This is a genomic window from Agreia sp. VKM Ac-1783 (assembly GCF_900177765.1).
In the GTDB taxonomy this organism is placed as follows: Bacteria; Actinomycetota; Actinomycetes; order Actinomycetales; family Microbacteriaceae; genus Agreia.
The window spans coordinates 278,736-303,152 of the sequence record NZ_FXWI01000004.1; the positions used below are offsets into that span (position 1 = coordinate 278,736).

The window sequence follows — 24,417 nt, forward strand, 5'->3', positions numbered from 1 at the left end:
CCTAGACGGCCAGGGTCGACGACGCGGATGCCGCTGCGCGGGCCGCCGCCGGGAGCGCGTCGAGGATGCGGCCGATCGCCTCATCGTCGTGAGCCGCCGACACGAACCACGCCTCGAACACCGACGGCGGAAGGGATACTCCCGAGTCGAGCATCGAGTGGAAGAACGCGGGATAGCGGAACGCATCCTGTCGCTGCACGTCGGCGTACGTGCGCGGCGCACCGCCCGCCGCGGGCGTGTAGTCACCGAAGACGAAACTGAACAGGTTGCCGGCGCGCTGCACCGAGTGAGCTACGCCGACGTCGGCGAGCGCCTCAGACACCGAAGACGACAGCAGGTCTGCCGTGGCGTCGAGGCGCGCGTAGACGGATGCGTCGGCCAGCGTCAGTGTGGCGATTCCGGCGGCGACGGCCACGGGGTTCCCCGAGAGAGTTCCAGCCTGATAGACCGGGCCGAGGGGCGCGAGGAAGTCCATGACGTCGGCTCGGCCGCCGAGTGCCGCCAGGGGCATGCCGCCGCCGATGACCTTGCCGTAGGTCACGAGGTCGGGACTGTACGCATCCGACCCCTCGGCGGCCTGCGCCTCGGACTCGAGCGCCCAGTACCCGGCGGGGTGAACTCGGAAACCGGTGAGGACCTCGTCGACGATGAGCAGGGCACCGTTCTCGTGGGCGATGGCCGACAGGGCGGCGTTGAATCCGGCATCCGGCGCAACGACGCCCATGTTGGCGGCAGCGGCCTCGGTGATGATCGCGGCGATACGGCCCGGGTGCAGGGCGAAGGCCTCGCGAACCGCGTCGAGGTCGTTGTACGGCAGCACGAGAGTGAGTGCCGCGGTTGCGGCGGGCACGCCGGCGGATGCGGGCAGTCCCAGCGTGGCAAGACCCGAGCCGGCCTCGGCCAGCAGCGAGTCGGAGTGGCCGTGGTAGTGGCCGGCGAACTTGATCAGCACGTCGCGACCCGTGAATCCGCGGGCGAGCCGGATGGCCGTCATCGTGGCTTCGGTTCCGGTCGACACGAGGCGGATCTTCTCGATCGGCGAGCGTGCACCGCTGGTGACGCGGGCGCGCACGAGTTCGGCGAGCTCGGTCTCGCCCGGGGTCGAGGCGCCGAACGAGAGGCCGCGGGAGGCGGCATCCTGAACGGCCGCGACGACCTCGGGATGCGCGTGGCCGAGAATCGCAGGGCCCCAGCTCGAGACGAGGTCGACGTACTGCGTGCCGTCGGAGTCGGTGACGTACGGGCCCTTCGCCTCGACGAGGAAGCGCGGGGTTCCGCCCACGGAGCGGTATGCGCGCACGGGCGAGTTGACGCCGCCCGGAATGCTGAGGCGTGCCCGGTCGAAGAGTTCGTCGTTGCGAGTCATGAGGTACTCCAATGTCTGACTTCCCTTTCGCGGATGAGGAAGAATCTGCGACACCCCGGCAGTTCGTCGTCGGAGGACGGGGTGTCGCGAGAATTTCCTCATCCGCGAAGGCGGAAGCGGGGTTTTTGGGGGTTAGAGGGTTTTGGCGAGCTCGGTCGCCCAGTAGGTGAGCACGGCATCAGCGCCGGCCCGCTTGATGCTGAGAACCGATTCGAGGACGGCGCGGTCGCGGTCGATCCAGCCATTCGCGGCGGCGGCCTCGATCATGGCGTACTCCCCCGACACCTGGTATGCCCAGACCGGAACGGGCGACCAGTCCGAGACATCGGCGAGCACGTCGAGGTAGCTGCCGGCGGGCTTCACCATCACGATGTCGGCGCCCTCCTCGACGTCGAGCTGCGCCTCGCGCAGCCCCTCGCGTCGGTTGGCAGGGTCGAGCTGATAGCTGCGGCGGTTGCCGGTGAGGGTCGACTCGACGGCCTCGCGGAACGGCCCGTAGTAGGCGCTGGCGTACTTGGCCGAGTAGGCGAGCACGGCCACGTCGCTGCGGCCGGCGCCGTCGAGGGCATCGCGCACGGCTGCGACCTGGCCGTCCATCATGCCGGAGAGGCCGAGCAGAGCCGATCCCGCGTCGGCCTGCGCCAGTGCCATGTCGCGGTATCTCAGGAGCGTGGCGTCGTTGTCGACCCGGCCATCGGCATCCAGAACCCCGCAGTGGCCGTGGTCGGTGAACTCGTCGAGGCAGAGGTCGGTCTGCACGACGAGCGTGTCGCCGACCTCGGATGCGATCACGCGGGTCGCCTGGTTCAGGATGCCCTCGGGGTCGGTCGCGCCGGTGCCGGTGGCGTCACGGTGCTCGGGCACGCCGAAGAGCATCACTCCCCCGATGCCCGCGGCCGCAGCCTCGGCCACGACGCTTTTGACCGAGTCGAGGGTGTGCTGCACGACGCCGGGCATGGAGTTCAGTGGGCGCGGCTCCGAGCCTTCGCGCACGAAGAGGGGCAGCACGAGGTCGGCGGGGTGCAGCCGGGTCTCGGCCACCTGTCGACGAAGGGCGGGGGTGGCGCGAAGACGGCGCGCGCGCACGACGGGAAAGCCGGAAGTCATGGGTTCCAGCTTATCCGCGTGTGCTGGGCGGGAGCCGGAGAGCGGTGTGGCCACTACCGTTCAACAGGATGAAAGGGCGGCACGCCGTAGTTTTGCGCTTGACACGCCGAGTGAAATCGACAATCACCTGTTGAACGCGACTTCGGAGCGCGCTATTCAGTCCTCAGACTTGTCGGCCTTCGCCACGTCGACGATCGCGTCGATCAACGATACGGCACTGCGCTCCTTCGCCACGAGGTCGACGCGCACGCCGTAGGACGCGGCATCGCGCGCGGTCTGCGGCCCGATCGCTGCGACGATCATGTTCTCGGGCAGGGGTCCGAACTGCAGCTGAATCTGCTCGGCGACACTTCCTGACGTCACGAAGATGGCCTTGAACGCGCCGGCCTGGATGTCGCGAACGATCGCTTCGTCGACCGGAACGCCGATGGTCCTGTACGCGACGACCGATTCGACGGTGTGACCGCGGGCGGTGAGCCCCTCGGTGAGAACGGGCTTGGCGATATCGCTGCGCAGCGTGAGAATTCGAAGCTCGGCGCCGTACTGCTCGAACTGTGCGAGCTCACGCAGCAGACCCTTGGCCGAGTTGTCCTCCGGCGGAACGAGGTCGACCTGGTAGCCGGCCGCGGTGAGGGCGGCGGCGGTCGTCTCTCCGACGGCCGCGATGTGCGTCGACGACGGCACAGTGGCCTGGTGCGCAGAAAGCACGTCGACGGTGGTGGCACTCGTGACCGTGAGCCAGTCGAAAGCCCCGGAGGCAAGCGAGGCAAGAGCCACGTTGAGGGCCGTGTCGTCGGCAGCGGGGGCGAAGTTGATCATGGGCGCGACGACGGGTGTTGCCCCTGCCGCGCGAAGGTCGGATGCGACGCCGTGGCCCCATGGGCCGCCTCGCGGAACCAGCACGCGCCATCCGCCGAGCGGACGATTGCTCCAGGGCGTCATCATGCAGCCCCTCCGAGCGGAGCCAGCTCGGCGGCTCCGTCTTCGAGTAGCTGCGCCGCGACCGCCGCTCCGAGAGCCTCGGCGACCACGCCGTCATCGACTCCGGTGAGCGTTGCGCTGCGCGTGCATCCGAGCTCCGCCTCGCCAGACGGGTCGTAGACCACAGCGGTGAGAACGAGCAGGTCGCCGTCGAGTGTCGCGTGCGCGCCGATCGGCGCGGCGCATCCGGCTTCGAGGGTGGCGAGAACAGATCTTTCGGCTCGAACAGCGGTGCGTGTCAGCCCGTGCTCGATGCTCAACAGCTCAGTGATGTCGTCTCCTTCTCGCGCCTCGATGGCGAGAGCGCCTTGGCCGGGCGCGGTCGGCCACAGCTCAAGATCAAAGAACTCCGACGCCTCCGCCAGCCGACCCAGTCGTTCGAGTCCGGCTGCAGCCAACACGACGCCGTGAAGGTCTCCCCGTTCAACCGATCGTAGTCGTGTGTCGACATTCCCTCGAATATCTACGACCTCCAGATCAGGACGAAGTGATAACAATTGGGCACGGCGGCGCGGAGAACCGGTTCCGACGCGAGCACCCTCGGGAAGATCCGCGAGCGACACTCCACCCTGCGTGCAGAGGACGTCGCGCGCGTCTTCTCTCGCGGGAACACCGCCGATCACGAGGCCGGGGTAGGTCGCCGTGGGCAGATCCTTGAGCGAGTGCACGATCAGATCGACCTCGCCGCGGACCAGGGCCTCGCGCAGAGCACTCGCGAACACACCCGTTCCGCCCAGCGACGCCAGCGACTCCTTCGAGGTGTCGCCCTCTGTCTTGATGATCACGAGTTCGGTCGGAACGCCCGTCGCCGCGGTGATCTGGTCGGCGACCATGCCCGTCTGGGCGCGCGCGAGCGCGCTGCCGCGGGTGGCGATGCGAAGTATTCGGGTCAAGACAAAAGGGCTTTCAGGATGGAACGAGGGATCAGGGCGCGAGTCCGGAGATCGCGGGCTTGAACCCCAAGCGTACGTTCTCGCAGCAGCCCGGGCGGCACACGTCGTACCAGGGGCCGAGCTTCGTGACCGCAGGACGCTCCGCCGCGGGCGTCGCCTGCACCCGTTCGAGAACGAGATCGACGAGCCCTGAGACGTAGGCGGGGTGGATACCCGGGGTCGGCACCCTCACGGCGGCGAGTCCGGCGTCGGAGGCCGAGGTGAGGGCCTCGTTGTCGAGGTCCCACTTCACCTCCATGTGGTCGCTGACGAAACCGAGGGGCACGATGATGACAGCGCGGATGCCGCGGGCCGGCAATTCGGCGATCGCATCGTTGATGTCGGGCTCGAGCCATGGCATCGAGGGCGGGCCGCTGCGCGACTGGAACACGAGCTGCCACGGCGCGCTGGACTCCGCGGCGAGCATAACGGCCTCGGCGACCGCGAGGTGCTGGGCCTGATAGGCGCCACCCTCGCCGAAGCCACGGGCCTCGGGGCCGGAGCGGGCGGCATCCGTCGACGGGATCGAGTGCGTCGAGAACAGGACCTCGACCTCTGTCTCGAGGTTGAGATCGGGCACCTCGGCGGCGAGCTGGGCGAAGCCCTCGCGCACACCCTCGATAAACGGCTCAACGAAGCCGGGGTGGTCGAAGAACTGACGCACCTTGTCGATCTCGAGTACGTCGCCGAGACCGGACTCCTCGAGGGCCATGGCGAAGTCTTCGCGGTACTGGCGGCAGCTCGAATACGAGCTGTAGGCGCTGGTCGCGATGGCGATCAGCTTCTTGTGGCCCGCATCGGATGCCTCGCGCAGCGCGTCGGCGAGGTACGGGTCCCAGTTTCGGTTGCCCCAGATCACCGGCAGGTTCAGTCCGCGGCGGTCGACCTCGGCCTGCAGAGCGATCTGCAGAGCGCGGTTCTGCGCGTTGATGGGGCTGATGCCGTCGAAGGCGCGGTAGTGGTGGGCGACCTCTTCGAGCCGCTCCTCGGGGATGCCCCGGCCGCGCGTGACGTTGCGGAGAAACGGGATGACGTCGTCTTGACCCTCAGGGCCGCCGAACGAGGCCAGCAGAATGGCGTCGTATTGCGTGGGCTCTGTGACGTGCTCGGGACCGTCGGCAGCTGCCGGCGTCGCGTTGCGTACCAGGTCGCTCACTGGAGAACCTCGATGATCTCGGCGGTCGTGATTCGTCGGCCGGTGTAGAAGGGGATCTCTTCTCTCACGTGTCGTCGGGCATCCGTCTGGCGCAGATCGCGCATGAGGTCGACCAAGTTCAGCAGGTTGTCGTCTTCGAGGCCGAGGATCCACTCGTAGTCGCCGAGCGCGAACGACGCGACCGTGTTGGCGAGCACGCTGCGGAACTGGCTGCCCTTGCGACCGTGTTCGCCGAGCATCGCACGACGTTCCTCATCGGGCAGCAGGTACCACTCGTAGCTGCGCACGAACGGGTACACGGTGAGCCATGCGGCCGGCTCTTTGCCCCGCATGAATGCGGGAAGGTGGTTCGAGCTGAACTCCGCGTCGCGGTGCACGCCCATGGCGTTCCACGTCGGAAGGAGCGGCTGGATGAGGCCCGTGCGACGGAGCTCGCGGAGCGCCCACTGGAGCGTCTCAGGAACGGCGCCGTGCAGCCAGAACATGACATCGGCATCCGCTCGGAGACCGGACACGTCGTAGAGGCCGCGCACGACGACGCCCTCGGCCTCGACGATCGCGATGGCGTCGTCGAGCTGGCCTACGGCGTTCGCGACGTCGTGCCCATCGAGTGCGGTCGCTCGGTCGGGGTTACGTCGGAAGACCGCCCACAGCGTGTAGCCGATGACCTCATCGGCGGGCGTGGCGGTCTGATCGACTGTCGGGTCAGTCATGTTCCTCATTCATTTCGTGTGAGTAGTCAGTGGCGTTGGCGCGCCACGAAATCATGCGCTCAGCGCCTGGAAATAGCCCGGACGACGAGGAAGACCGCCCCGCCCACGGCGACCGCGAGGCCACCGACACCCGCAGCAAGGGCGACGGGGTTCTCGTCGCGCAGCACGCGGATCTTGTTGGAGATCTCGGCCGCGGCGAGCTTGGCCTGCTTCGGCACATTGAGCTTGTACTCGAGGGCGTCGAGGTTGGCGGCGATCGCCTCCCTGTTCTTCACGATGTCTGCGGCGAGCTCCGCGGAGCTGCGCTTCGGCGCCTCTGGCTTTCCATCGCCCTGCAGGGCGGTCTTGGCCATCTGGGTCGTCGCGCGAACTGCTGCGCCATCGACGGGTGCGTCTTTCTTATCGGTGCTCATCGGCCGAGTCCCTTGATCGCGTTGACGTCTTTCTTGAGGCTGTCGACCGAGTTCTCTGGAACCGGCGGGATGCCCTTCTTGATCGAGCGCACACCGACGAGCACGAGAATCGCGACGATGATGAGGAGGCCACCGGCCACGATCAGAGCCGCGGCCCACGGTTCGAAGACTGTGGCGAGGCCGAGCACGGCGGCGGCGATGAGCACCGCGAGCGCGAAGAAGCCGAGAAGCGCGGCGACGACGAACAGCGCTGCGCCTACTCCGAGCTTGGCGAGACGCGATGTGATCTCGCGCTTCAGACCCTCGATCTCATCTTTGACGAGCTTCGTGAGCAGGCCCGGAAGTTCGCCGAGAAGTTCGCCGAGCGACTTCTTGCGAGCCGGGTTGGGAAGGTTCGTCATCAGACGGGCCCTACTCGTCGTCGGCCGCGGCTGGAGCGGGCGCAGCCGGCTTCATCGTCGAGGTCTTCGTGGTGGAGGCCTTCTTCTTCGCCGAGCCGGCGGACTTCGAGCCTGCAGCCTTCGTGGGGGTGTCGTCGAGGTGCAGCAGCGAACGCACTGCCTTCTTCGTCGCGTTTCCCGCCTTCACCTGCACGGTGTCGACACGCTGGCCGGCGAACTCCCTGACCGCCCCGGCGACCTGCTGCACGGGTGCGAGATTCCACACCTTGTCGGCCCCCGACTTGATCTGCTCGTACCGCGGCCTGCCGGCACGCGAGCCGAGAACGTAGCCTGTGGCCAGACCGACCACCAAAATCAACTTGCCGCGCATAACGACTCCGATCCCTAGAGAGTTGGCGTGAGCTATTAGCGTAGACCTTGCCGCCTGTGCTGCGAATGGGATGCCTTTCGCTCCGCGGGTGTGTTAGACGCCGACTGCAGCTCGGGCAGCAGCGGCCGACTCGCAGACTTCTATGCTGGCGCTATGGACGGACTTCTTTCGGGCGGCAACATGAACGTCGTGGAGCGCAGTGGCGACACGGTCCTTCGACAGGCCGGACCCTGGACGCCCACCGTGCATCGATACCTCGACCACCTCTCCCTCGCAGGGATCGATTGGGCACCTCAGCCGCTCGGCATCGAGGGCGAACGCGAGCGCCTGTCGTTCATCGACGGCGATGTGCCCCTGTACCCGCTCCCGGAGTGGGTGTGGAGCGAGTCGCTGCTCGCCGAGTGCGCCTCCCGACTGCGCGAACTGCACGACGCGAGCATCGGCTTCGGCCTCGACGACGCCGTCTGGCAGTCGCGCAGCAAGGTTCCGGCCGAGGTGATCTGTCATAACGACTTCTCACCGCACAATCTGGCCTTCCGCGAGGGGCACTTCATGGGCGCTATCGATTTCGACATGTGCTCGCCCGGACCGCGTCTCTGGGACATCGCCTACTTCGCGACCCGCATCGTTCCTCTGACCGGATCGACACCCGAGGGGGCACCCGGCATGGAGGAGGCACGGCGCCGAGTGAGCATCATCCTCGAGGCCTACGGCTCCGATGCGAGTTGGGACGATGTGCTTCGCGTCGCGATCATCCGGCTCGTCGATCTGGCGCAGATGTCGATCGAGAAAGCCGACGAGCTGTCGAAGCCGCACCTTCTCGACGAGGCCGCGTACTACGAGTCGGAGGCGCACTACCTGCGCGAGCTGCGGAAGGCCCGCTGAGCCCACTGCTTCATCGGTCGAACGGCCGGGGTCAGACGGCGCCGGTGCGCAGCTCGAAGGCGAAATCGGATGCCGCGGTGCGCGACTGCGCGACCGTGGCGGCCAGGCCGGTGCCCGCCATCCAGGCGCCGACCACGAGGAGCCCGGGAACAGCATCCGCCTGGGAGCGCAACGCCTCGACCCGCGCCCGGTGGCCGACGGTGGCAAAGGCCAGGGAGTCATTCCATCGCGTGAGGGCGAAGCCGCGCACCGAACTCTCATCCAGGGTGAGGCCCAGCAGCGCCGACGCATCAGACAGCGCCTGGGCTTTCGTGGGCGGCGGTGTGACGGCGTCGAGATCGTACGAGAGCCGGAGCACGTGCCTGCCGGAACCAGCAGTCTGGGCAAGCCAGTTCCATTTGGCGGTCGCGTGGGTGAGCGCCTTGGCCTGGATGCCGGGAACGCCGGTCGCGACGAGAACACCGGTTCCACGGGGGGCCGCGTCGAGGCGGGTGTCGTCGACCACGAGGGTGGCGAGCTCTACCGAGGCGGGCTCGGGCCAGGCTTCGGGGGCTCCCGTGTCGATGCCGAGCCCATCGAGAAGTGCGAGGCCCGTGCGGAACGACGTAGCGACGACCACAGCTCGGGAGGTGAGTTCGATCGGCTCGGACTCGTCGTCGACGGACGCGGCCGTCGTGGTCCAGACGCCGTTCCCTTCGACAGGCTCATGGAGCGGGCCGGTGCTTCGGACCGCGGTGGACATCCGGAACTCGACGCCGAACTTCTCGCAGTCGGCGACCAGCGCCTCGACCAGCCGATACATGCCGCCGTCGAGGCCCGCGACCGCGGAGCCGGCGGCGACCTTGGTGCCACGCTCCTCGAGCAGCGCGAGCACGGCGCCCGAGAGCGAGCCCTGATTGGTCATGGCCTTCGTGAGTCCGGGGGCCACGGCGTGCACGTCGATGACGTTCGGCGACGCCGAGTGCACCCCTCCGACGATCGGTGTCACCAGGCGATCGAGCACCGCCCGACCCATGCGGCGACGCACGATGCCACCGAGGTCGGTCTCGGGCCGCACGCGCAGAAGAGGAATGTAGCGGTCGAGCTGCGCCCGCAACGCGCCCTTCCAGCCGAGGATGCGACGCACGTCGTCGGCGAGCGGGGCGCCCGGGATTCCGAGGAGGCTGAGCTTGGGCAGCGGAGCGGCCCCATCGGGCAACTGCACCCAGGCCCCGCGGGAGTTGGGAGTGGCGATGTCGTCGCCCAGCCCGAGGTCGGCGATCAGCGTCGCAACCGGTCCGGGCTTGCCCTTCTCTCCTCCGCGGGTGGCGAAGCTCTCCGCCCCACTGTCGAGCCGGATGCCGGCTACGTCGTGCGTCGCCACGAAACCGCCCGGGGTCTCGGCCGCGTCGAACACCACGACCGTGAGTCCCTTGCGGGCGCACTCTCGCGCCGCGACGAGCCCGGCGACGCCGGCACCTATGACGACGACGTCGACGTCGACGGCCCCGTGTTCGGTCATTCGAAGCTCCATGTCAGCACGTGTGTGTCGACACGCCGCCCACTCGTTCCCTCAAACGGGGTGTTGCGCGATTCGTGCTGACTTGGCGTCGAAGCAGCTCGCTCAGCGAAGACAGTCATCGCGAGTGAACGAGTTCGACGATGCGGGTGAGCACGTCGGGGTCGGTTTCGGGCGGAACACCGTGGCCGAGGTTGAGCACGTGGGCTGGCGCGGCCTTTCCGCTCTCGAGAACCTCGAGCACGTGCTTCTCGAGCACGGGCCAGGGCGCGGCGAGCAGCGCGGGGTCGACGTTGCCCTGCAGCGGGACTCCCCCGCCGAGACGACGGCTCGCCTCGGCCAGCGGGATGCGCCAGTCGACGCCCACAACATCGGCGCCGATGTCGTGCATGGCCTCGAGAACCTCGCCGCTGCCCACTCCGAAGTGCACGCGGGGAACCCCGAGGTCGGCCACGTAGGAGAGCGCCTTGGCCGAGTGCCGCTGCACGTGCGCGGTGTAGTCGGCGAGTGACAGAGATCCCACCCACGAGTCGAACAGCTGAGCCGCCGAGGCGCCGGCCAGCACCTGCGCGCGCAAGAACTGGCCCGTGACCGTGGCGGCCCAATCGAGCAGGCCGGCCCAGGCATCCGGATCGGCGTGCATGAGCGTGCGCGCCCGCAGGTGGTCTTTCGACGGACCGCCCTCGACGAGATAGGCGGCGAGAGTGAAGGGCGCTCCGGCGAACCCGATGAGCGGGGTGGTGCCGAGCTGCGCGACTGTTCGGGCGACTCCCGCAGCGACGGGTGCGAGGGCAGAGGGGTCGAGGGTCGGCAGCGCAGCCACATCGGCGGCGGTGCGAACGGGCTTGCCGAGCACCGGTCCTCGGCCGGGAACGATGTCGACGTCGACTCCCGCCAACTTGAGGGGAATCACGATGTCGCTGAAGAAGATGCCCGCGTCGACTCCGTGCCTGCGCACGGGCTGCAGCGTGATCTCGCTGCTGAGCTCGGGGTCGAGGCAGGCGTCGAGCATCTGCGTTCCGACACGCAACTCGCGGTACTCGGGCAGCGAGCGACCGGCCTGCCGCATGAACCAGACGGGCGTCACGTCGCCGCGTTGACCCCTGTAGGTCGTGACGAGAGCGCTGGATGCCGTGCGCCCGTCTACCAGGGGATGCTCGGCGGGCAGGGTGGGCGCGTCGGTTGTCGAAGTCACCGGGCGATTTTAGCTGCGCTACCTGAGCGGTGTTCTACGCAACGTAGACTTATCAGGTGCTGCTCTGCCTGACTGCGAACCATCGCAACGCCAGCTTCGATCTTCTCGAGAAGCTGTCGATCGGCGCACCCTCCCTCGCCACCTCGCTCGTCACCGAGAGCGACTTCATTCAGGGCGCCGTGGTTCTGGCCACCTGCAACCGCTTCGAGGCCTACCTCGACGTCGACGAGCCGCTCACCGCAGCCGCCGCCCTGGCAGCCGAGCAGGCCATCGAGGTGCTGGCCGAAGCATCCGTCGTCGATGTCGACGATGTGCGCAACACCCTCACCGTTCTCTGCGGAGACACCGTGGCCGAGCACCTCTTCTCGGTGTCGAGCGGCCTCGAGTCGGTCGCCATCGGCGAAGACGAGATCGCCGGACAGGTTCGCCGCGCCCTCACCACCGCTCGTGTCGAGCACACCACCTCGGGCGACCTCGAGCGGCTGTTCCAGCGCGCATCGAAGACCTCGCGCGGCGTCAAGACCAAGACCGGCCTCGGCGGAGCGGGCCGCAGCCTCGTGCGCCTCGCCCTCGATCTGGCCGAGAGCCGCGTCACCGACTGGGCCGGCACTACGGTTCTCCTCGTGGGCACGGGCCGCTACGCCCGCGCCAGCCTCGCCGCCCTCCGCGACCGCGGCGTCACCAACGTACGGGTCTACTCGCCATCAGGCCGCGCCGCGAACTTCGCCGCCTCGCACCAGCTGCAGGCCGTTGCCAAGGCCGAGCTGGTCGAGGCGATTGCGGCATCCGACGTGATCGTCACCTGCAGCACCGCGCCCACCGTCGTACTCACCGCCGAGCAGCTCGTCGCTGCAGCAGACATAGAGGGCGCCGTCGAACGCCGCCTCGTGATCGACCTCGGACTGCCGCGCAACGTCGACCCGGCGGTCTCGACCGTTCCGGGCACCGAACTGCTCGACCTCGAGACGGTCAGCCTGCACGCTCCCCTTGAAGAATTGAATGCCGAGTCGCACGCCCGCGCGCTGGTCGGCGAGGCGGCGGCCGAGTATCGCGCATCCCGCGCCGAGGCCGACGTCGCCCCGGCCGTCGTCGCCCTGCGCTCGCACCTCTTCGACCTGCTCGACGCCGAGATCGAACGAGCACGATCGCGCGGAAACTCGTCAGACGAGACCGAGCGAGCACTCCGCCACCTGGTCGGCGTGATCCTGCACACCCCCTCGGTCAGAGCCCGCGAGCTCGCGCGCACCGGCGGAACAGAGACCGTATTCGCGGCCGTCGAAGCACTCTTCGGACTGCAGGCCTCTCCTGCCGTCGCAGAGGCTGTTGTCGCATCCACCCTGCCCCTCACGCATCGCGCGCCCGGAGCCTGAGTGAGCAGCGAGGCCGTGCTGCGCGTGGTGGAGCCTCTCCGCACCGAGCGCCTCGTCTTGCGAACGCTCACTCCTGACGATCTCGACGACGTCTTCGCCTACGCAGGGCGGGACGACGTGATCCGCTACCTGCCATGGCCCAAGCGCAATCGCGACGAGGTCGCCGAGCACCTGGCACGCAGGCTCAACACCACCCTGGCCGCTGACGGCGATGTGATCGTTCTCGGTATCGAGCTGCCCCCATCGGCCGACGACCCGAGCGGGCGCCCCCGCATCATCGGCGACATGACTCTCGTTCTCTCGAGCGTCGAACACCGTCAAGCCACGATCGGCTGGGTGTTGAACCCGGCCTACGAGAGCAAGGGCTACGCGACCGAGGCCGCATCCCGCGTTCTGACCCTCGCCTTCGACGACCTCGGTTCGCACCGCGTCGTCGCCGAGCTCGACCCGCGCAACACCGCGTCGGCTGCGCTCTGTGCGCGGCTGGGCATGCGCCTCGAGGCCCATTTCGTGCACAGCGAGATCTTCAAGGGCGAGTGGGGCGACCTCGCCGTCTACGCGATCCTCGACGTGGAGTGGAATGCCCGGAACGCGCTCGATGGCTGAGCCTGAGATGGCTGAGCTGTCGACGATCCTCGTCGCGGCTGTGGCGCTGGTTCGTGATCGCCGCGTTCTTATGGTCACGGCGCGCGGTCGCGATGTCATCTACATGCCGGGCGGCAAGATCGATGCGGGCGAGACGGCGTTCGACGCGGCGATCCGTGAGGCGCGCGAGGAGGTCTCGGTCGAACTCGACTCCGCGTCTGTCGCCGAGCTCTTCACGGTGACCGTGCAGGCGCACGGCGAACCGGATGGCCGGCTCGTCGAGATGCGCGTCTTCGCCGGGTCCACGAACGACGATCCCATCGCATCCGCCGAGGTAGACGCCGTGCACTGGGTGACCACCGCCGACGCCGACCGCTGCCCGCCCGCGGGCCGCGAGACCCTGGCCCGACTGGCCGCTCTAGACCTGATCGACTGACCGCGGCTAATAGGTGCTGGCACGGACAGGAGCGCCCGGTGCGCCTGTACCGACTGTCCGCTTCGGTACATGTCAGGACGGTTAGGGTTGGCGCATGACTCTGGATGCCAAGCTCGCCTCGATCGCCGACGAGCGGTTCGTCTCGCTCACCACCTTTCGCAAGACCGGCGAGGGCGTGCCCACGCCCGTGTGGATCGCCCGAGACAGCGATGCCCTCATCGTCACGACGCCGGATGGAACCGGCAAGGTGAAGCGGCTGCGCAACGACGACCGCGTCGAGCTGCGCCCATCCGACCGCATGGGCAAGGTGGCCGACGACGCGCCGATCATCGCCGCGCGCGCAGAGATCGTCGACACCGACGAGGCCCGCGTCAGCCAGGAGCGCGTCTTTCTGGCGAAGTATCGACTCGAATATCGCATCTTCATGTTCATCGAACGCCTCGGCAAAAAGGGCAAGAAGAAGCGCGTGAGCCTGCGCATCACCGCGTGAGAAGCTTTCCCTTCGAGCTCGCATTCGCGGCACTGCTCGCCGTTGTGAGCATCGCGGGTGCCGTGCTCGTGCTGCGACGTGCGCGCAGCACGCCGCAGCAGCGCTCACTCGCGGAGCGCATCGCGATTGCCCTCTGCCTCGCGGTGTGGCTGGCGGCGCTGCTCTTCATGACGATGCGCCCGAGTTCTGGACAGGGCACGCTGCTCAACCTCGTGCCGTTGTCCTTCCAAGGCCCGGGAGCGGTCGTCGACGCAGTGCTCAACGTGGGCGTGTTCGTTCCGCTCGGGCTGCTGCTCGTCGCCGGGGGCTTGCGTTTCCCAGTGACTCTGCTGATCGGGCTGCTGCTGTCGGTGGGCATCGAGCTGAGTCAGTACCTCGCTCAGGTCGGGCGCACCGCAGACGTCAACGATCTGCTCACGAACACCACGGGAACAGTCCTCGGCTGGGCCGTGGGAGCGGCGATCGTGCGCGTGCGGCGCCGAATCGACGGGTAGCGCCTCGTCGGTCGTTCGCGAGTTGCCGATTCGATCGCCAAGGAGTCCCGGGTGTTGCCAGTTCAGACCAACGGAACTGGCAACACGAGACCTCCGGGGCGCCTATAGCGTCAACTCGACGTCGGGGCCATGGCGAGGGCAGCGAGCACATCGGCCACGTCCTGCTCGTCGTTCCACAGGTGGAATGCCACCCGCGCGCATCCGGCCCGGCCCGAGGCGACGATGCCGGCAGCGATCAGCGCCTTGAGGTGCCGGCCATCGGCATCCGGCCATGTGACGATCGCCTGACCGCGCCGGGGAATGCCCAGCCCCTCGCAGAGCGCATCGCCGAGGGCGACGTTGTGCGCGTGCACCTCGGCGAGGTCGAGCGAGGCGAAGAGCTCGATGGCGGGCTCCGCTCCCACCCACACAGGCCAGGCCGGCGATACGTCGAAGCTGCGGGCGTCGGCGGCGAGGTTCATGGTGGGGCCGTAGCAGGATCCCCAGATCTCTTCGCCGGCGTACCAGTTGGCCTGGATCGGTGACAGCGTGCGCTGGTACTCCTCGGAGAGGGTCATGAAGGCGGCTCCGCGCGGGGCGCACAGCCACTTGTAGGCGTGGCACACGGTGGCGTCGAAAAGCGAAGCGTCGACGGGCATCGCGCCCGCCGCCTGCGTGGTGTCGCAGACGGTGAGCGCACCGTTCTCGCGGGCTGCCGACACGATGGTGTCGACGTCGGCGACCTTGCCCGAGGCCGACTGCACGAGCGAGAAGGCCACGAGGTGGGTGGTCGGGGTGATGGATGCCGCGAGCGCCTCGAGCGGTACGTGTCGCACCACGACGCCCCGCTTCTCAGCCACCACGAAGGGGAACACCATCGAGCTGAAGTCGCCGTCGACGCAGAGCACCTCGGCACCGTCGGGCACCGCGGCCGCCAGCACGCTGACCATGGCCGAGGTCTGCGACCCGATGGCGACCCGGCTGGCGTCGACATTCATCATGCGGGCGAAGGATGCGCGGGTACGGTCGATCGTCGCGTCGTATGTGGCGGGCGAGCAGAGCCCGGCCGCCCAGTCCGCCTGATCAGCCTGCATCGCCGCGAGCGTCGCCGTGCCGGCCAGCCCGAGCGAGCAGGCGCCGAGGTAGCGTCGGCCACCGACGAACTGCGAACGGGCCTCGGCGAGTGTTGTCATGCATCCAGAGTGATCGCTCGCAAGCCATTCGACAACGGCAGGTTCAGCATTCCTGACATAACTGTCGATTATGCTAAGCGCGTGCCCCTCTCCCCTCCTCCACGATCCGCCGTCGCAGCAGACCTCGACTCGCAGACCCTGCGCGTGATCAGGGCTGTCGCCGACCGGGGATCGATCACGGCGGCGGCCGCAGCGCTCGGCTACAGCCAACCCGCGATCAGCCAGAGCATCAAGCGCCTCGAAGAGAAACTGGGCATGCCCGTGCTCACGCGCGTCGCCCGCGGAGTCGAGCTGACCGAGGCCGGAGAGGTGCTCGCCCGACACGCGGCCACGGTGCTGCGCGCCATCGACTCGGCGGCCGACGAACTCGCCGACCTGTCTGGATTGCGCTCGGGACTGGTGCGCATCGCGGGCTTCCCCTCTGCGTCGTCGACCGTCGTGCCGCGGCTCCTCGGCGAGATCACCGGCCGGCATCCGGGAGTGCGTTTCAGCTATCTCGAGGCTGAGCCGCCCGAGGCCGTGCAGGCCGTGCGCGACCACGCCGCCGACATCGCCCTCACCTTCAGCTACCCGGGCGACCCCGACGATCCTCACCGCGCGAGCGCGTCGGGACTCGTCACCCTGCCGCTGTGGCGCGAGCAGATGCTGCTCGTGGTTCCGGATGCTCCTGGGCTCGGCGACGGGTCGATCGAGCTGGCGAGCCTCGCCGACTCAGGATGGATCGCGGGATGCCCGCGGTGCCGCGGGCACCTCGTCGAGCTGTGCGAGGCATCCGGATTCACCCCCGCCCTCGGCTACGAGACCGACAATGTGCAGGCCGTGCTGGCCATGGTCGCGGCGGGACTCGGCGTCGCGCTGCTGCCCTCGCTGGCCCTCGCGGCGACGCCGCTGCCCGCGGGAGTCGCGACCCGGCCGCCGAGCGCCGCCGACTATCGCACCGTTCATCTCGTCACGGCACAAGGCTCGGCGGCCGTGCCGGCGATCGGCGCGACGATCGCCGCGATCCGGTCATTGGATGCCGCCGCCTGGGGCCTCGAGTCTCAGAACTGAGCCGCTTCGCTGGTCGAGTAGCGAGGCACGAACCGTGCTATCGAGACCATGATCGGTCGGTCTCGGTACGGCCGCGGGCGGCCTACTCGACCAGCGCAGCACGCGGCTTACGCGCCGTCGACCTCGTAGCGACGCTCGATGCCGGCCGTCGCGCGGCCCCACTCGCTGGCGGCGACGCGTCGCTGGTGCGCCGCAAACGACTCCGCATCCCGAAAGAGCTCGTCAACCTGCCAGACGAGCGGATCCTCGGTGTGCGCCACCTCGAACGTGACGCAGCCCGGTTCTGAGCGGGTGAGTTCGACGTGCAGCGGCAGATTCTTCTCGACCGCTCGACGCTGTTCCGCGGTGCCGCAGACGAGCAGGCCGGTCAGACGCACAGGACTCATGAATCGAGAGTGGCACACGGCCGACGATAGGGTCGAGACATGGCCTCCCGAGTTCGCGTCGCCCTCGCGGCGTCACTGCTGGCCTGCACTCTCGGACTCGGGCTCGCGGGCTGCACGACGCCCTCCCACTCGGTCGAGCGCAGCGCCGACGAGGCCGAGGCGACGCTGGAGGCGATCCCGGGTGTCTACGACGCTCGCATAGGCCCCACCAAAGACGGTTTTCAGACGTACATGAGCATCAACATCGAGCTCTCCGACGACTTCGCGGGCTCCGACCGCGACCTGCTCGATCTTGTGCTCAGGCAGGTCTGGTCGCAGACCGAGGTCGCTCCAGAACGGTATGCGGTCATCCGAGTGACCGGCGCGGGTCGGACGGTACCCGCAGTGGCGTCCGCACTGACGGAGCTCGACATCGGCTGGCTGCCGTACACCAAGTCCTCATTGTCGATGCTGGGCGACGATCTCGAGGCTCGCTACGGCACCTGGCCCCGATCGCTCTCGCCCGAGGACTGACACCCGCCGCACACAGCCTCGGGCACGGTGCGCGGCACTATTCTTGGCTGGCGTGAACGGAGATTCAGGAGATTCCACTGAGCAGCCTCTTCGGAGGACGGCCGCGATCGTCGTCAATCCCGCGAAGGTCTCGGTCAAGCTGCTCAGAGCCGCCGTGGCTCGAGAGGAGGCCCTCGCGGGCTGGGCGTCGTCGACGTGGTTCGAGACGAGCGCCAGCGACGACGGAAGGTCGGCGGCAGAAGACGCCGTGCGGTCGGGTCCAGATCTCATCGTGGTGGCCGGCGGCGATGGCACTCTGCGGGCGGCGGCCGAGGCGCTCACCGGCAGCGGCATCCCGCTCGGACTGGTGCCGTCAGGAACGGGCAACCTGTTCGCCCGCGAGCTGAGCCTGCCTCTCAACGACCTGACGGCATCCATCGCTACGGCGTTTCGCGGCGCCGACCGCCCGGTCGACGCCGGCCATGCGCTTCTCGAGCGAGCGGATGGGCGCGAGTCGGAGCATGCGTTTCTCGTCATGGCCGGCATCGGCCTCGACGCCCACATGGCCGGGCATACGAACGAACGTCTGAAGAAACGCATCGGCTGGCTCGCGTACTCCGACCCCATCGCGCGCAGCATCTTCAGCAACCGGCAGTTCGACCTGAGCTACCGGCTCGACGACCGACCCGAGGTCGCGACGCGGGCGCACACCGTGATCGTGGGCAACTCGGGCATGCTCACGGGTGGTCTTCTGCTGCTCCCGGGGGCCGTCATCGACGACGGGCTCCTCGACGCCGTGATCTTTCGCCCGGGTCGCGGTTCGGGCTGGACCAACATCGGCTATCGCCTCGCCTTCAACCGGATGCTGCACCGCACGCGGTTCGGCCGCCTGGTCGCCAGTCTCACCCCGAAACCGCGGGCGATCCGCTGGGCGCAGGCCTCGCAGATGCGCGTGCGTTTCTCCGAGGCCCAGGAGATCCAGCTCGACGGCGACACGCACGGACCGGTCTCGGCGGCATCGCTCACGGTGCGGCACCACGGACTTATCGTCAGGGTGCCCCGACGAGCGCTGCGATCCGGCGCGGCGAGCTAGAAGACGTACTCCAAGATGTCTGTGCCGAGAGTGCGCATGCCCTCGAGCACGGCGAGTCTGCCGGTGAGGTCGGTGTCGTTGAAGCGCATGGTGACCGCGTAGGCGACCGAACCGCTCGGCCCGCGCAGAACGCCGGCCTCGCTGCGCACTCCGACGTCGGTGCCGGTCTTGTTCGTGAGCAAGAGGCCGTGGTCGCTCGTACGGTGCGCCAGAGGGTCGAGGCCGAAGGCGCTGGCGACCATCGAGAGATCCGAGCCGAGGGCGAGCCACTCCATGACCTGCTGGCTCGTAGCGACGTTCACGACCTCGCCGCGCGAGAGGCCTGCGAACAGGGTGGCCAGCTCGCGTGCCGATCCGACGGAGAGCTGGGGCGCGTCATCCGGCCCGCGGTAGTCGCGAACCGTGTCGAGCAGGAACGTGCGGGTGAGGCCGAGCGCTTCGCCGCGGGCGCGCACCGCGTCTAGGCCGATGCGGCGGATGAGCACGTTGGTCGCGAGATTGTCGCTGGCCGCGCCCACGAGGGCTGCGACGTCCCCGACGGGCAACGCGGGCACCTGCAGGTGCTGCCAGAGCCCCGAGTCAGCCACCGAGTCTTGCGCCGTGCGATTCAGGATGCCGTGGGCCGATTTGTCGCCGTCGCTCAGCCGAGCCGCGATCTCGATGAGCAAGAGGACCTTGCCGATCGACGCTGTCGGAACAGAGAGGTGATCGTCGACGGAGAAGAGCAGACGATCGGTCTTGACGTCGATGACGCAGGCGGTGATCTGAACTCCGGAGAGGGCGAGCTGGGTGAGGCTCGCGAAGCCTCGGCGAAAGGCGTCGTCTCCCGCGGTGGCTGCTCCCGAGCGGGCACGCCGGGCCGTGGGCGAATCAGGGGAATCGCCCCGTCTGTTGCGCCGCCTGGTGGACTCCGCCATCTCGCCCCCATTCTTCGGACCCCCTCGTCGCACGATCGCATGGCCGAAACTCGCGTGAGGGATAACGGGTATCGTGCCACATCCACCTGTGATCGGCCATCGAGTGTCACATGCGCCGGATATGCACCAGCCTCGATTCGGCTGGGGGCCCTTTGACAGAATCGACGCATGTCCGATCCCCGCGAGCCCTCCGAGCCCGAGTCCACCGAGAACACCCCCGCGACGCCCGCGGAGCCCACTCCGAGCGAGCCGACTCCAAGCGAGCCGACACCTGCCGCGCCGTCGACGCCGAGTACGCCGCCGTTCCCCGGGGGCACTCCGGCCGCGCCGTCCGCGCCGCCCGCGCCACCGACTCCTCCGACTCCGCCCGTTCCCTCCACTCCGCCCGCGCCCTCGTTCGCGCCGCCCACGGCTCCGCTGCCGCCGGCATCCATGTCTCTTCCCCCGGTGCAGACGCCGCCGACGCCGCCCACTGCACCGTCGGCACCTGCCGCCCCGAGCTACGGCCCGCCCAGCGGTGGGGCCTCGTCGCCCGCGCCCTCCTATGGGGCGCCGCCCGTCTACGGGACCCCGGCATCCACCGGCCCGTCAGCACCGACGCCCTCGTACAGCTCGCCCTACGGATCGGGCCCGACGCCCGCCGGCGCACCGCCCGCGGGCGGGCTGCCGTACACGACCCCCTACGCGCCCGGGCAGCTTCCGCCGCGCAACAAGGGCGGCTGGATGGGCATCCTGAGCATCGTGCTCGGTGGCCTGGCCCTGTTCGTGTGCTGGATTCCGTTCCTGAACTATTTGACGGTCTTCGGTGCGATCGCCGGTCTGGTCTTCGGCCTCATTGCCCTGTTCCGCAAGTTCGGTTCACGGGCCCTGTCGCTGACGGGAACGATCGTCTCGGGTGTCGCCTTCCTCCTGACCGTCGTCTTCATAGTCATCTACACGCTCGCCTTCGTCACGGCCGGTTCCGGCCCCGACTACACCGACACCCCGTACACCTCGAGCCCCTCCGACGATCCGACTGAGTCCGACTCGCCCGACGAGCCCACGGCCGCCCCCGGCGACCCGACGGTCGTGCCCGGCGATGCCACCCCCTCGGCCGGTGCGACGGTCTGCGCCGACGGAACCGCGATCGCGCTCGGCAAGGCGGGCATCCTCACGTATGACGGCGAGAACCAGGCCGAGGTCACGATCGCGGATGTTCAGCTGGATGCCACCGACACGGTGCTCGCCGATAACTCCCTCAACGAGACACCGCCCGACGGCTACCAGTACGCGCTCATCTCACTGACGATCAAGCAGCTGGGAACCGAGTCGTTCCCCGCGGGCGCCAGCCGCGGCATCTTCAAGGGCGTCGCCGAAGACATCGCGTCGCCTGCCGACTACGCGGTGCTGCCCGAACCCGAGCTGCTCTTCGCCCCCGACCTCTCGCAGGGCGACTCGGTCACCGGAAACATCGCGGTGTTCGTGCCCACCTCGGGTGCGGACTCCGGCTCGCTTCTCGTCGACAACTACTTCACCGACAACACGTGCGAGCTGAAGGTCGGCTAGCCAGTGTCAGCGGGCATATAAGGCGGCATTCGCCGACCATTGGACCCGCTTCCACGAGGCGCCCCCTAAACGCTTCATCAGTGGAATGAACGAACTAGCCGCCAGAATCTATCGAGTGCATTGTCAGCGCGTTTTGGTCGCCGGCGTAATGTGATCTTGGACGAATCTGGCACACGCAGTGTTTTACAATGCGCATGGTGAAGGTGAAGTAGTCCGATCACAGGAATATGCCTCCCGTACCGCCGTCCACCAGGACATCAGCGACCAGAGGATCACGCATCAGCGCGCTACCGCTTGGTCGGCTGCACGGGTTCCGTGACCTGTAAGAACGTGAGTTGATCGAGCCGCCTTTTCACCATCTCGAGCGAATCGATCCGACGTCCCCCAAAGTTCCATGGGCTTCCCAATCCCTTCCCGTCGTGCTGTCTGAAGAACGTCAAATCCCCAGGCGACGTCAAAGACAGCCATTCCGCAAGCGAGGAAAACGACACGTTTGTCGTCCTTCATCGACTGGCCTCCAGCAATCACGGCGCCGAGATCTCGAGATTCGTCCAGCGGCGGAAGGAATTCCTTGTCAATAAGTTCATACAACGGTGCCCCCATCAGGGATCCGTAATCCGGCTCTAGACTACCTGCCGCTCGCGAGTCTTCGACGTAGTCCTGGTGAAGGGGGATGTGGTCGTAGACGATCTCACTCTCTGTCCACAGTTCGGAGTCAGACTGCATTGGCCCGCTGAGCAGTATCACCGCGTTCGGGGCAAAGGCATCAGCCGGAATGAAGAGTGGTGCTGTACGCGAGGCGGCGACGGATACGATGTCCGCGTCACGAACACAATCCTGGGCGTCATTAGCTAAACGCGCGCTGATGTGAAATTCGGCTCGAAGCCAGGCAACGAAATCCTCGGCTTTTTCTCTGCTCCGATTGTGGCAGACGATTGAGGAAATCGATGGCTGTTGAGTCAGTAGCGCTCGAACGACAGCACGGTTCACGACACCGCAACCCACCACAGCAAGAGTGGTAGCAATGCTTCGCACAAGATAACGGCTGGCGACAGCGGGAACGGCCCCAGTACGGGCGGCACTGAGCCGATTCGCAGACATAAAGGCCAGCGGCTCTCCCGTGTGCTTGTCGTTCAACATCAGGGTCAGAACTGAGCGCGGCAAACCGCGCTCTACGTTGCGTGGATTCGATCCATACCATTTATTGCCGCATATATCGAAGCGACCGCCCACGTAAGCGGGCATCGTGACGAAGCGACGATCCGGACCCGCAGTCGGCATATGTGAAAAGGAGGAGGTCTCGGGCAGCGGGAGTCCCATTCCATGGCTAGAGCGCTTCGGCCCACCCATGACATAGTCCTGAGCGTGCAAGATGCGAAAGACCTCGTCCGCAACGTCCACGCAGCTGGCGGCGTTGTCGACGCCGCTCAATCTCATGTCCGCATCCGATAAATACAGAAACTCGGTAAACATGGCCTGGCTCCTTCTCGGGCGGTGAAGACCCAGTAGGAACTCTCCAGCAAGTTCTCTGCGCGGACCAGCGAACATATCTTCATGTGACCCTCCGTGTTTATCGAAGAGTCATGTGAGCCCTCCCTGTCCTTGCAGTTTTTCTAATCAGAAACGCTCAGATTCTCTCGCTTGACCGCAGGTTGAGGCGCAGACAGACTACAACGATCGAAGGCCTGACGATGATCAACTATCGAAGGGTCCCGGAGACCATTCGTTCCGGTCTGGTGAACTCTCGTTTGTTCAAACCCGATGCTCAACGACCGAGCATCTACTCTCTTTAGGAGTCAGCGCATGCGTAGTAAAACGATAACGGGGTCACTGGAAGAGGCCCCAAAAGTTGCAACACCGAATGATGGCTTACGCGGCAACCTAGGCATTCCGTCTCTGCTCTTTACTGTCATCGCCTTCAACGGCCCGATGATCGTCCTTCTGGGACTCGTGGCAGTGATCGTCTCCAGCGGCAATGGGCTCGCCGCGCCCTTGACCTTTCTGTTCGTAGGAAGCCTCGTTCTCGTCTTTGCGGTGGGCCTCAACGCGATGGCGACTCGAATGACACAACCAGGCGCGTTCTATACCTACGTCGTCGCTGGACTCGGACGACCCCTCGGGCTTGCCGCCGGCCTGCTCGCCATCCTCACTTACGTAACTCTTGGATCTGGCACATATGCATATTTTGCGGTCGGGATTCAAAAACTTGGTACCAGCCTGATTGGCTCCGAGATCGCCCCGTGGTGGGTATTCGCGTTGCTCGGGTGGGTACTTGTTACGGTGCTCAGTCTTTTCAATATTGAAATCTCAGCGAAGGTTCTTGGCGTGTTGTCGCTGGTGGAACTGGCGGTTGTACTGATCTGGAATGTGGCGGTCAACGTAAACGGCGGTCCTGAAAGTCGTACGTTCGATGCCGGCTCAGCCATATTTTCTGGATCACCAGCGCTCGCTCTAGTTTTCGCAGCTCTGTGCCTCACCGGTTTTGAATCTCTGCAGGTATTCCGGTCGGAGACCCGCAATCCCTCCAAAACCGTCCCGCGTGCGACATACATCTCGGTGATCGGCCTGACTGTGTTGTACAGCCTCTGCGCTTACAGCTACATCATCGGGTTCGGTCCGAGCCAGGCTGTCGCCGCGGGGGCCGACCCCACTGCAGCCCTCCTGTCGAGCATCACGACCTATCTCAACTCGACCTTTGCCGACCTGGCCAATGTCTTGTTCGTGACAAGCACCTTTGCCTCTTGCCTTGCCATTCAGAATATCCTCGCCCGCTACGTCTTCGCCTTCGGCCGGGACGGTATATTGCCGGCACGGCTCGGGAAGGCCCACGCTAAGCAGGGCTCCCCGATGGCAGCAGCAGCGGTAGTCGGCGGTGTAGTTCTCCTTGTCTTCATTGCGCCAGCAATTGCGAACTTCACCCCCTTGGCCACCTACGTCACTCTCAGCGGTATTGGAGCCTACGTATTGATCGGACTCTGGTTCCTTACCAGCATTTCGGTAATCGCGTACTTCTCTGTCCGGCGGGGCAGTGCGAGTGTATGGCGCGTGATCGTGGCACCGGCTGCCGCATGCCTCGGCCTCGGCACCGTCGTTGTCTTTGCCACAATCAACTTCGAGTCAATTGTGGGTCTTTCGGGGGAAGGTTCGATGCTGCTCCTGCTCGTCGTCGCCGTGGTCGCCGCTCTGGGGGTCGTTATCGCGTTGTGGCTCCGCCGTAAGCGGCCAGCGGTCTACCAAACGATCGGTAACCAGAAGTTGGCGACCGATGCTGCTGACGAAGCGCATCTCAATGAGCCATCGAGGGTGAACAACTGACCCGGACGTTCGACGACAAACGCTAGCTCGCAGTAAAAATCAAGACGAAAGGCAC

26 protein-coding genes are annotated in these 24,417 nt (G+C 66.9%); 11 read left to right on the top strand and 15 right to left on the bottom strand.

What is annotated here, in order from left to right; translation table 11 throughout:
• Position 1: 1 nt before the first annotated feature.
• From CCK87_RS15450 to CCK87_RS15490, 9 genes are all read right to left on the bottom strand, one after another.
• Positions 2-1,366, bottom strand: a complete 1,365-nt coding sequence (locus CCK87_RS15450; protein WP_086462303.1) for a glutamate-1-semialdehyde 2,1-aminomutase — start codon at positions 1,364-1,366, stop codon at positions 2-4.
• Positions 1,367-1,498: 132 nt separating this feature from the next.
• Positions 1,499-2,473 carry a porphobilinogen synthase gene (hemB, locus tag CCK87_RS15455; RefSeq protein ID WP_086462304.1) on the bottom strand — a complete coding sequence of 325 codons (975 nt, stop codon included), beginning with the start codon at positions 2,471-2,473 and terminating at the stop codon, positions 1,499-1,501.
• Positions 2,474-2,629: 156 nt separating this feature from the next.
• Positions 2,630-3,418: a uroporphyrinogen-III synthase gene (locus CCK87_RS15460; protein WP_249273930.1), complete on the bottom strand. Its 789-nt coding sequence runs from the start codon at positions 3,416-3,418 to the stop codon at positions 2,630-2,632.
• Entirely contained in the window at positions 3,415-4,347 is a 933-nt protein-coding gene (gene hemC / locus CCK87_RS15465) for a hydroxymethylbilane synthase (protein WP_086462306.1), read from the bottom strand. The genes CCK87_RS15460 and hemC overlap by 4 nt, the downstream gene beginning before the upstream one ends.
• 31 nt (positions 4,348-4,378) lie before the next feature.
• Entirely contained in the window at positions 4,379-5,542 is a 1,164-nt protein-coding gene (locus CCK87_RS15470) for a ferrochelatase (protein ID WP_086462307.1), read from the bottom strand.
• On the bottom strand, positions 5,539-6,264 hold the full coding sequence (gene hemQ / locus CCK87_RS15475; RefSeq protein ID WP_086462308.1) for a hydrogen peroxide-dependent heme synthase: 726 nt from the start codon (positions 6,262-6,264) through the stop codon (positions 5,539-5,541). The genes CCK87_RS15470 and hemQ overlap by 4 nt, the downstream gene beginning before the upstream one ends.
• A gap of 50 nt (positions 6,265-6,314) precedes the next feature.
• Positions 6,315-6,668: a DUF3618 domain-containing protein gene (locus CCK87_RS15480; protein ID WP_086462309.1), complete on the bottom strand. Its 354-nt coding sequence runs from the start codon at positions 6,666-6,668 to the stop codon at positions 6,315-6,317.
• Entirely contained in the window at positions 6,665-7,069 is a 405-nt protein-coding gene (locus tag CCK87_RS15485) for a phage holin family protein (protein WP_086462310.1), read from the bottom strand. The genes CCK87_RS15480 and CCK87_RS15485 overlap by 4 nt, the downstream gene beginning before the upstream one ends.
• 10 nt (positions 7,070-7,079) lie before the next feature.
• Complete coding sequence (locus CCK87_RS15490; protein ID WP_140162889.1) at positions 7,080-7,439, bottom strand: YtxH domain-containing protein; 360 nt, start codon at positions 7,437-7,439, stop codon at positions 7,080-7,082.
• A 153-nt stretch (positions 7,440-7,592) separates the two neighbouring features.
• Here CCK87_RS15490 and CCK87_RS15495 point away from each other — a divergent pair, with 153 nt between their 5' ends.
• Positions 7,593-8,324: a phosphotransferase gene (locus CCK87_RS15495; protein ID WP_086462312.1), complete on the top strand. Its 732-nt coding sequence runs from the start codon at positions 7,593-7,595 to the stop codon at positions 8,322-8,324.
• Between the two features lie 31 nt (positions 8,325-8,355).
• Here the strand turns inward: CCK87_RS15495 and CCK87_RS15500 are convergent, their stop codons facing one another.
• Positions 8,356-9,825: an FAD-dependent oxidoreductase gene (locus tag CCK87_RS15500; protein ID WP_086462365.1), complete on the bottom strand. Its 1,470-nt coding sequence runs from the start codon at positions 9,823-9,825 to the stop codon at positions 8,356-8,358.
• 115 nt (positions 9,826-9,940) lie between these two features.
• Positions 9,941-11,017: a uroporphyrinogen decarboxylase gene (hemE, locus tag CCK87_RS15505; protein WP_086462313.1), complete on the bottom strand. Its 1,077-nt coding sequence runs from the start codon at positions 11,015-11,017 to the stop codon at positions 9,941-9,943.
• Between the two features lie 56 nt (positions 11,018-11,073).
• Between hemE and CCK87_RS15510 the strand changes: the two genes are divergently transcribed.
• From CCK87_RS15510 to CCK87_RS15530, 5 genes are all read left to right on the top strand, one after another.
• Positions 11,074-12,387, top strand: coding sequence for a glutamyl-tRNA reductase (locus CCK87_RS15510; protein WP_086462314.1), 1,314 nt, complete (start codon positions 11,074-11,076; stop codon positions 12,385-12,387).
• The gene (locus tag CCK87_RS15515) at positions 12,388-12,993 is read left to right on the top strand and encodes a GNAT family protein (protein ID WP_086462315.1); all 606 of its coding nucleotides are present in this window, start codon (positions 12,388-12,390) and stop codon (positions 12,991-12,993) included.
• Positions 12,986-13,408 carry an NUDIX domain-containing protein gene (locus CCK87_RS15520; protein ID WP_249273931.1) on the top strand — a complete coding sequence of 141 codons (423 nt, stop codon included), beginning with the start codon at positions 12,986-12,988 and terminating at the stop codon, positions 13,406-13,408. Before CCK87_RS15515 ends, CCK87_RS15520 begins: the two co-directional genes overlap by 8 nt.
• Positions 13,409-13,502: 94 nt before the next feature.
• Positions 13,503-13,898, top strand: a complete 396-nt coding sequence (locus CCK87_RS15525) for a PPOX class F420-dependent oxidoreductase (RefSeq protein ID WP_086462316.1) — start codon at positions 13,503-13,505, stop codon at positions 13,896-13,898.
• Complete coding sequence (locus tag CCK87_RS15530; RefSeq protein ID WP_249273932.1) at positions 13,895-14,392, top strand: VanZ family protein; 498 nt, start codon at positions 13,895-13,897, stop codon at positions 14,390-14,392. Before CCK87_RS15525 ends, CCK87_RS15530 begins: the two co-directional genes overlap by 4 nt.
• A gap of 110 nt (positions 14,393-14,502) precedes the next feature.
• Here CCK87_RS15530 and CCK87_RS15535 read toward each other — a convergent pair whose 3' ends face one another.
• Positions 14,503-15,564, bottom strand: coding sequence for an aminotransferase class V-fold PLP-dependent enzyme (locus tag CCK87_RS15535; protein WP_086462317.1), 1,062 nt, complete (start codon positions 15,562-15,564; stop codon positions 14,503-14,505).
• Positions 15,565-15,645: 81 nt separating this feature from the next.
• On the opposite strand from CCK87_RS15535, the gene CCK87_RS15540 reads away from it, so the two are divergent.
• Positions 15,646-16,614, top strand: coding sequence for a LysR family transcriptional regulator (locus tag CCK87_RS15540; RefSeq protein WP_086462318.1), 969 nt, complete (start codon positions 15,646-15,648; stop codon positions 16,612-16,614).
• 107 nt (positions 16,615-16,721) lie between these two features.
• Here the strand turns inward: CCK87_RS15540 and CCK87_RS15545 are convergent, their stop codons facing one another.
• Positions 16,722-17,000 carry an antibiotic biosynthesis monooxygenase gene (locus CCK87_RS15545; RefSeq protein WP_086462319.1) on the bottom strand — a complete coding sequence of 93 codons (279 nt, stop codon included), beginning with the start codon at positions 16,998-17,000 and terminating at the stop codon, positions 16,722-16,724.
• Positions 17,001-17,039: 39 nt separating this feature from the next.
• Between CCK87_RS15545 and CCK87_RS15550 the strand changes: the two genes are divergently transcribed.
• Positions 17,040-17,513 carry a hypothetical protein gene (locus CCK87_RS15550; RefSeq protein WP_086462320.1) on the top strand — a complete coding sequence of 158 codons (474 nt, stop codon included), beginning with the start codon at positions 17,040-17,042 and terminating at the stop codon, positions 17,511-17,513.
• Between the two features lie 52 nt (positions 17,514-17,565).
• The gene (locus CCK87_RS15555; protein ID WP_249273933.1) at positions 17,566-18,585 is read left to right on the top strand and encodes a diacylglycerol kinase family protein; all 1,020 of its coding nucleotides are present in this window, start codon (positions 17,566-17,568) and stop codon (positions 18,583-18,585) included.
• On the opposite strand, the gene CCK87_RS15560 is transcribed toward CCK87_RS15555, so the two are convergent.
• Entirely contained in the window at positions 18,582-19,502 is a 921-nt protein-coding gene (locus CCK87_RS15560; protein ID WP_086462321.1) for a serine hydrolase, read from the bottom strand. The genes CCK87_RS15555 and CCK87_RS15560 overlap by 4 nt on opposite strands.
• Positions 19,503-19,670: 168 nt before the next feature.
• Here CCK87_RS15560 and CCK87_RS18135 point away from each other — a divergent pair, with 168 nt between their 5' ends.
• Positions 19,671-21,047, top strand: a complete 1,377-nt coding sequence (locus CCK87_RS18135) for a DUF308 domain-containing protein (protein ID WP_140162890.1) — start codon at positions 19,671-19,673, stop codon at positions 21,045-21,047.
• A 279-nt stretch (positions 21,048-21,326) separates the two neighbouring features.
• On the opposite strand, the gene CCK87_RS15570 is transcribed toward CCK87_RS18135, so the two are convergent.
• The gene (locus CCK87_RS15570; RefSeq protein WP_086462369.1) at positions 21,327-22,520 is read right to left on the bottom strand and encodes a hypothetical protein; all 1,194 of its coding nucleotides are present in this window, start codon (positions 22,518-22,520) and stop codon (positions 21,327-21,329) included.
• 330 nt (positions 22,521-22,850) lie between these two features.
• Here CCK87_RS15570 and CCK87_RS15575 point away from each other — a divergent pair, with 330 nt between their 5' ends.
• Complete coding sequence (locus CCK87_RS15575; RefSeq protein ID WP_170927317.1) at positions 22,851-24,362, top strand: APC family permease; 1,512 nt, start codon at positions 22,851-22,853, stop codon at positions 24,360-24,362.
• Positions 24,363-24,417 lie beyond the last annotated feature (55 nt).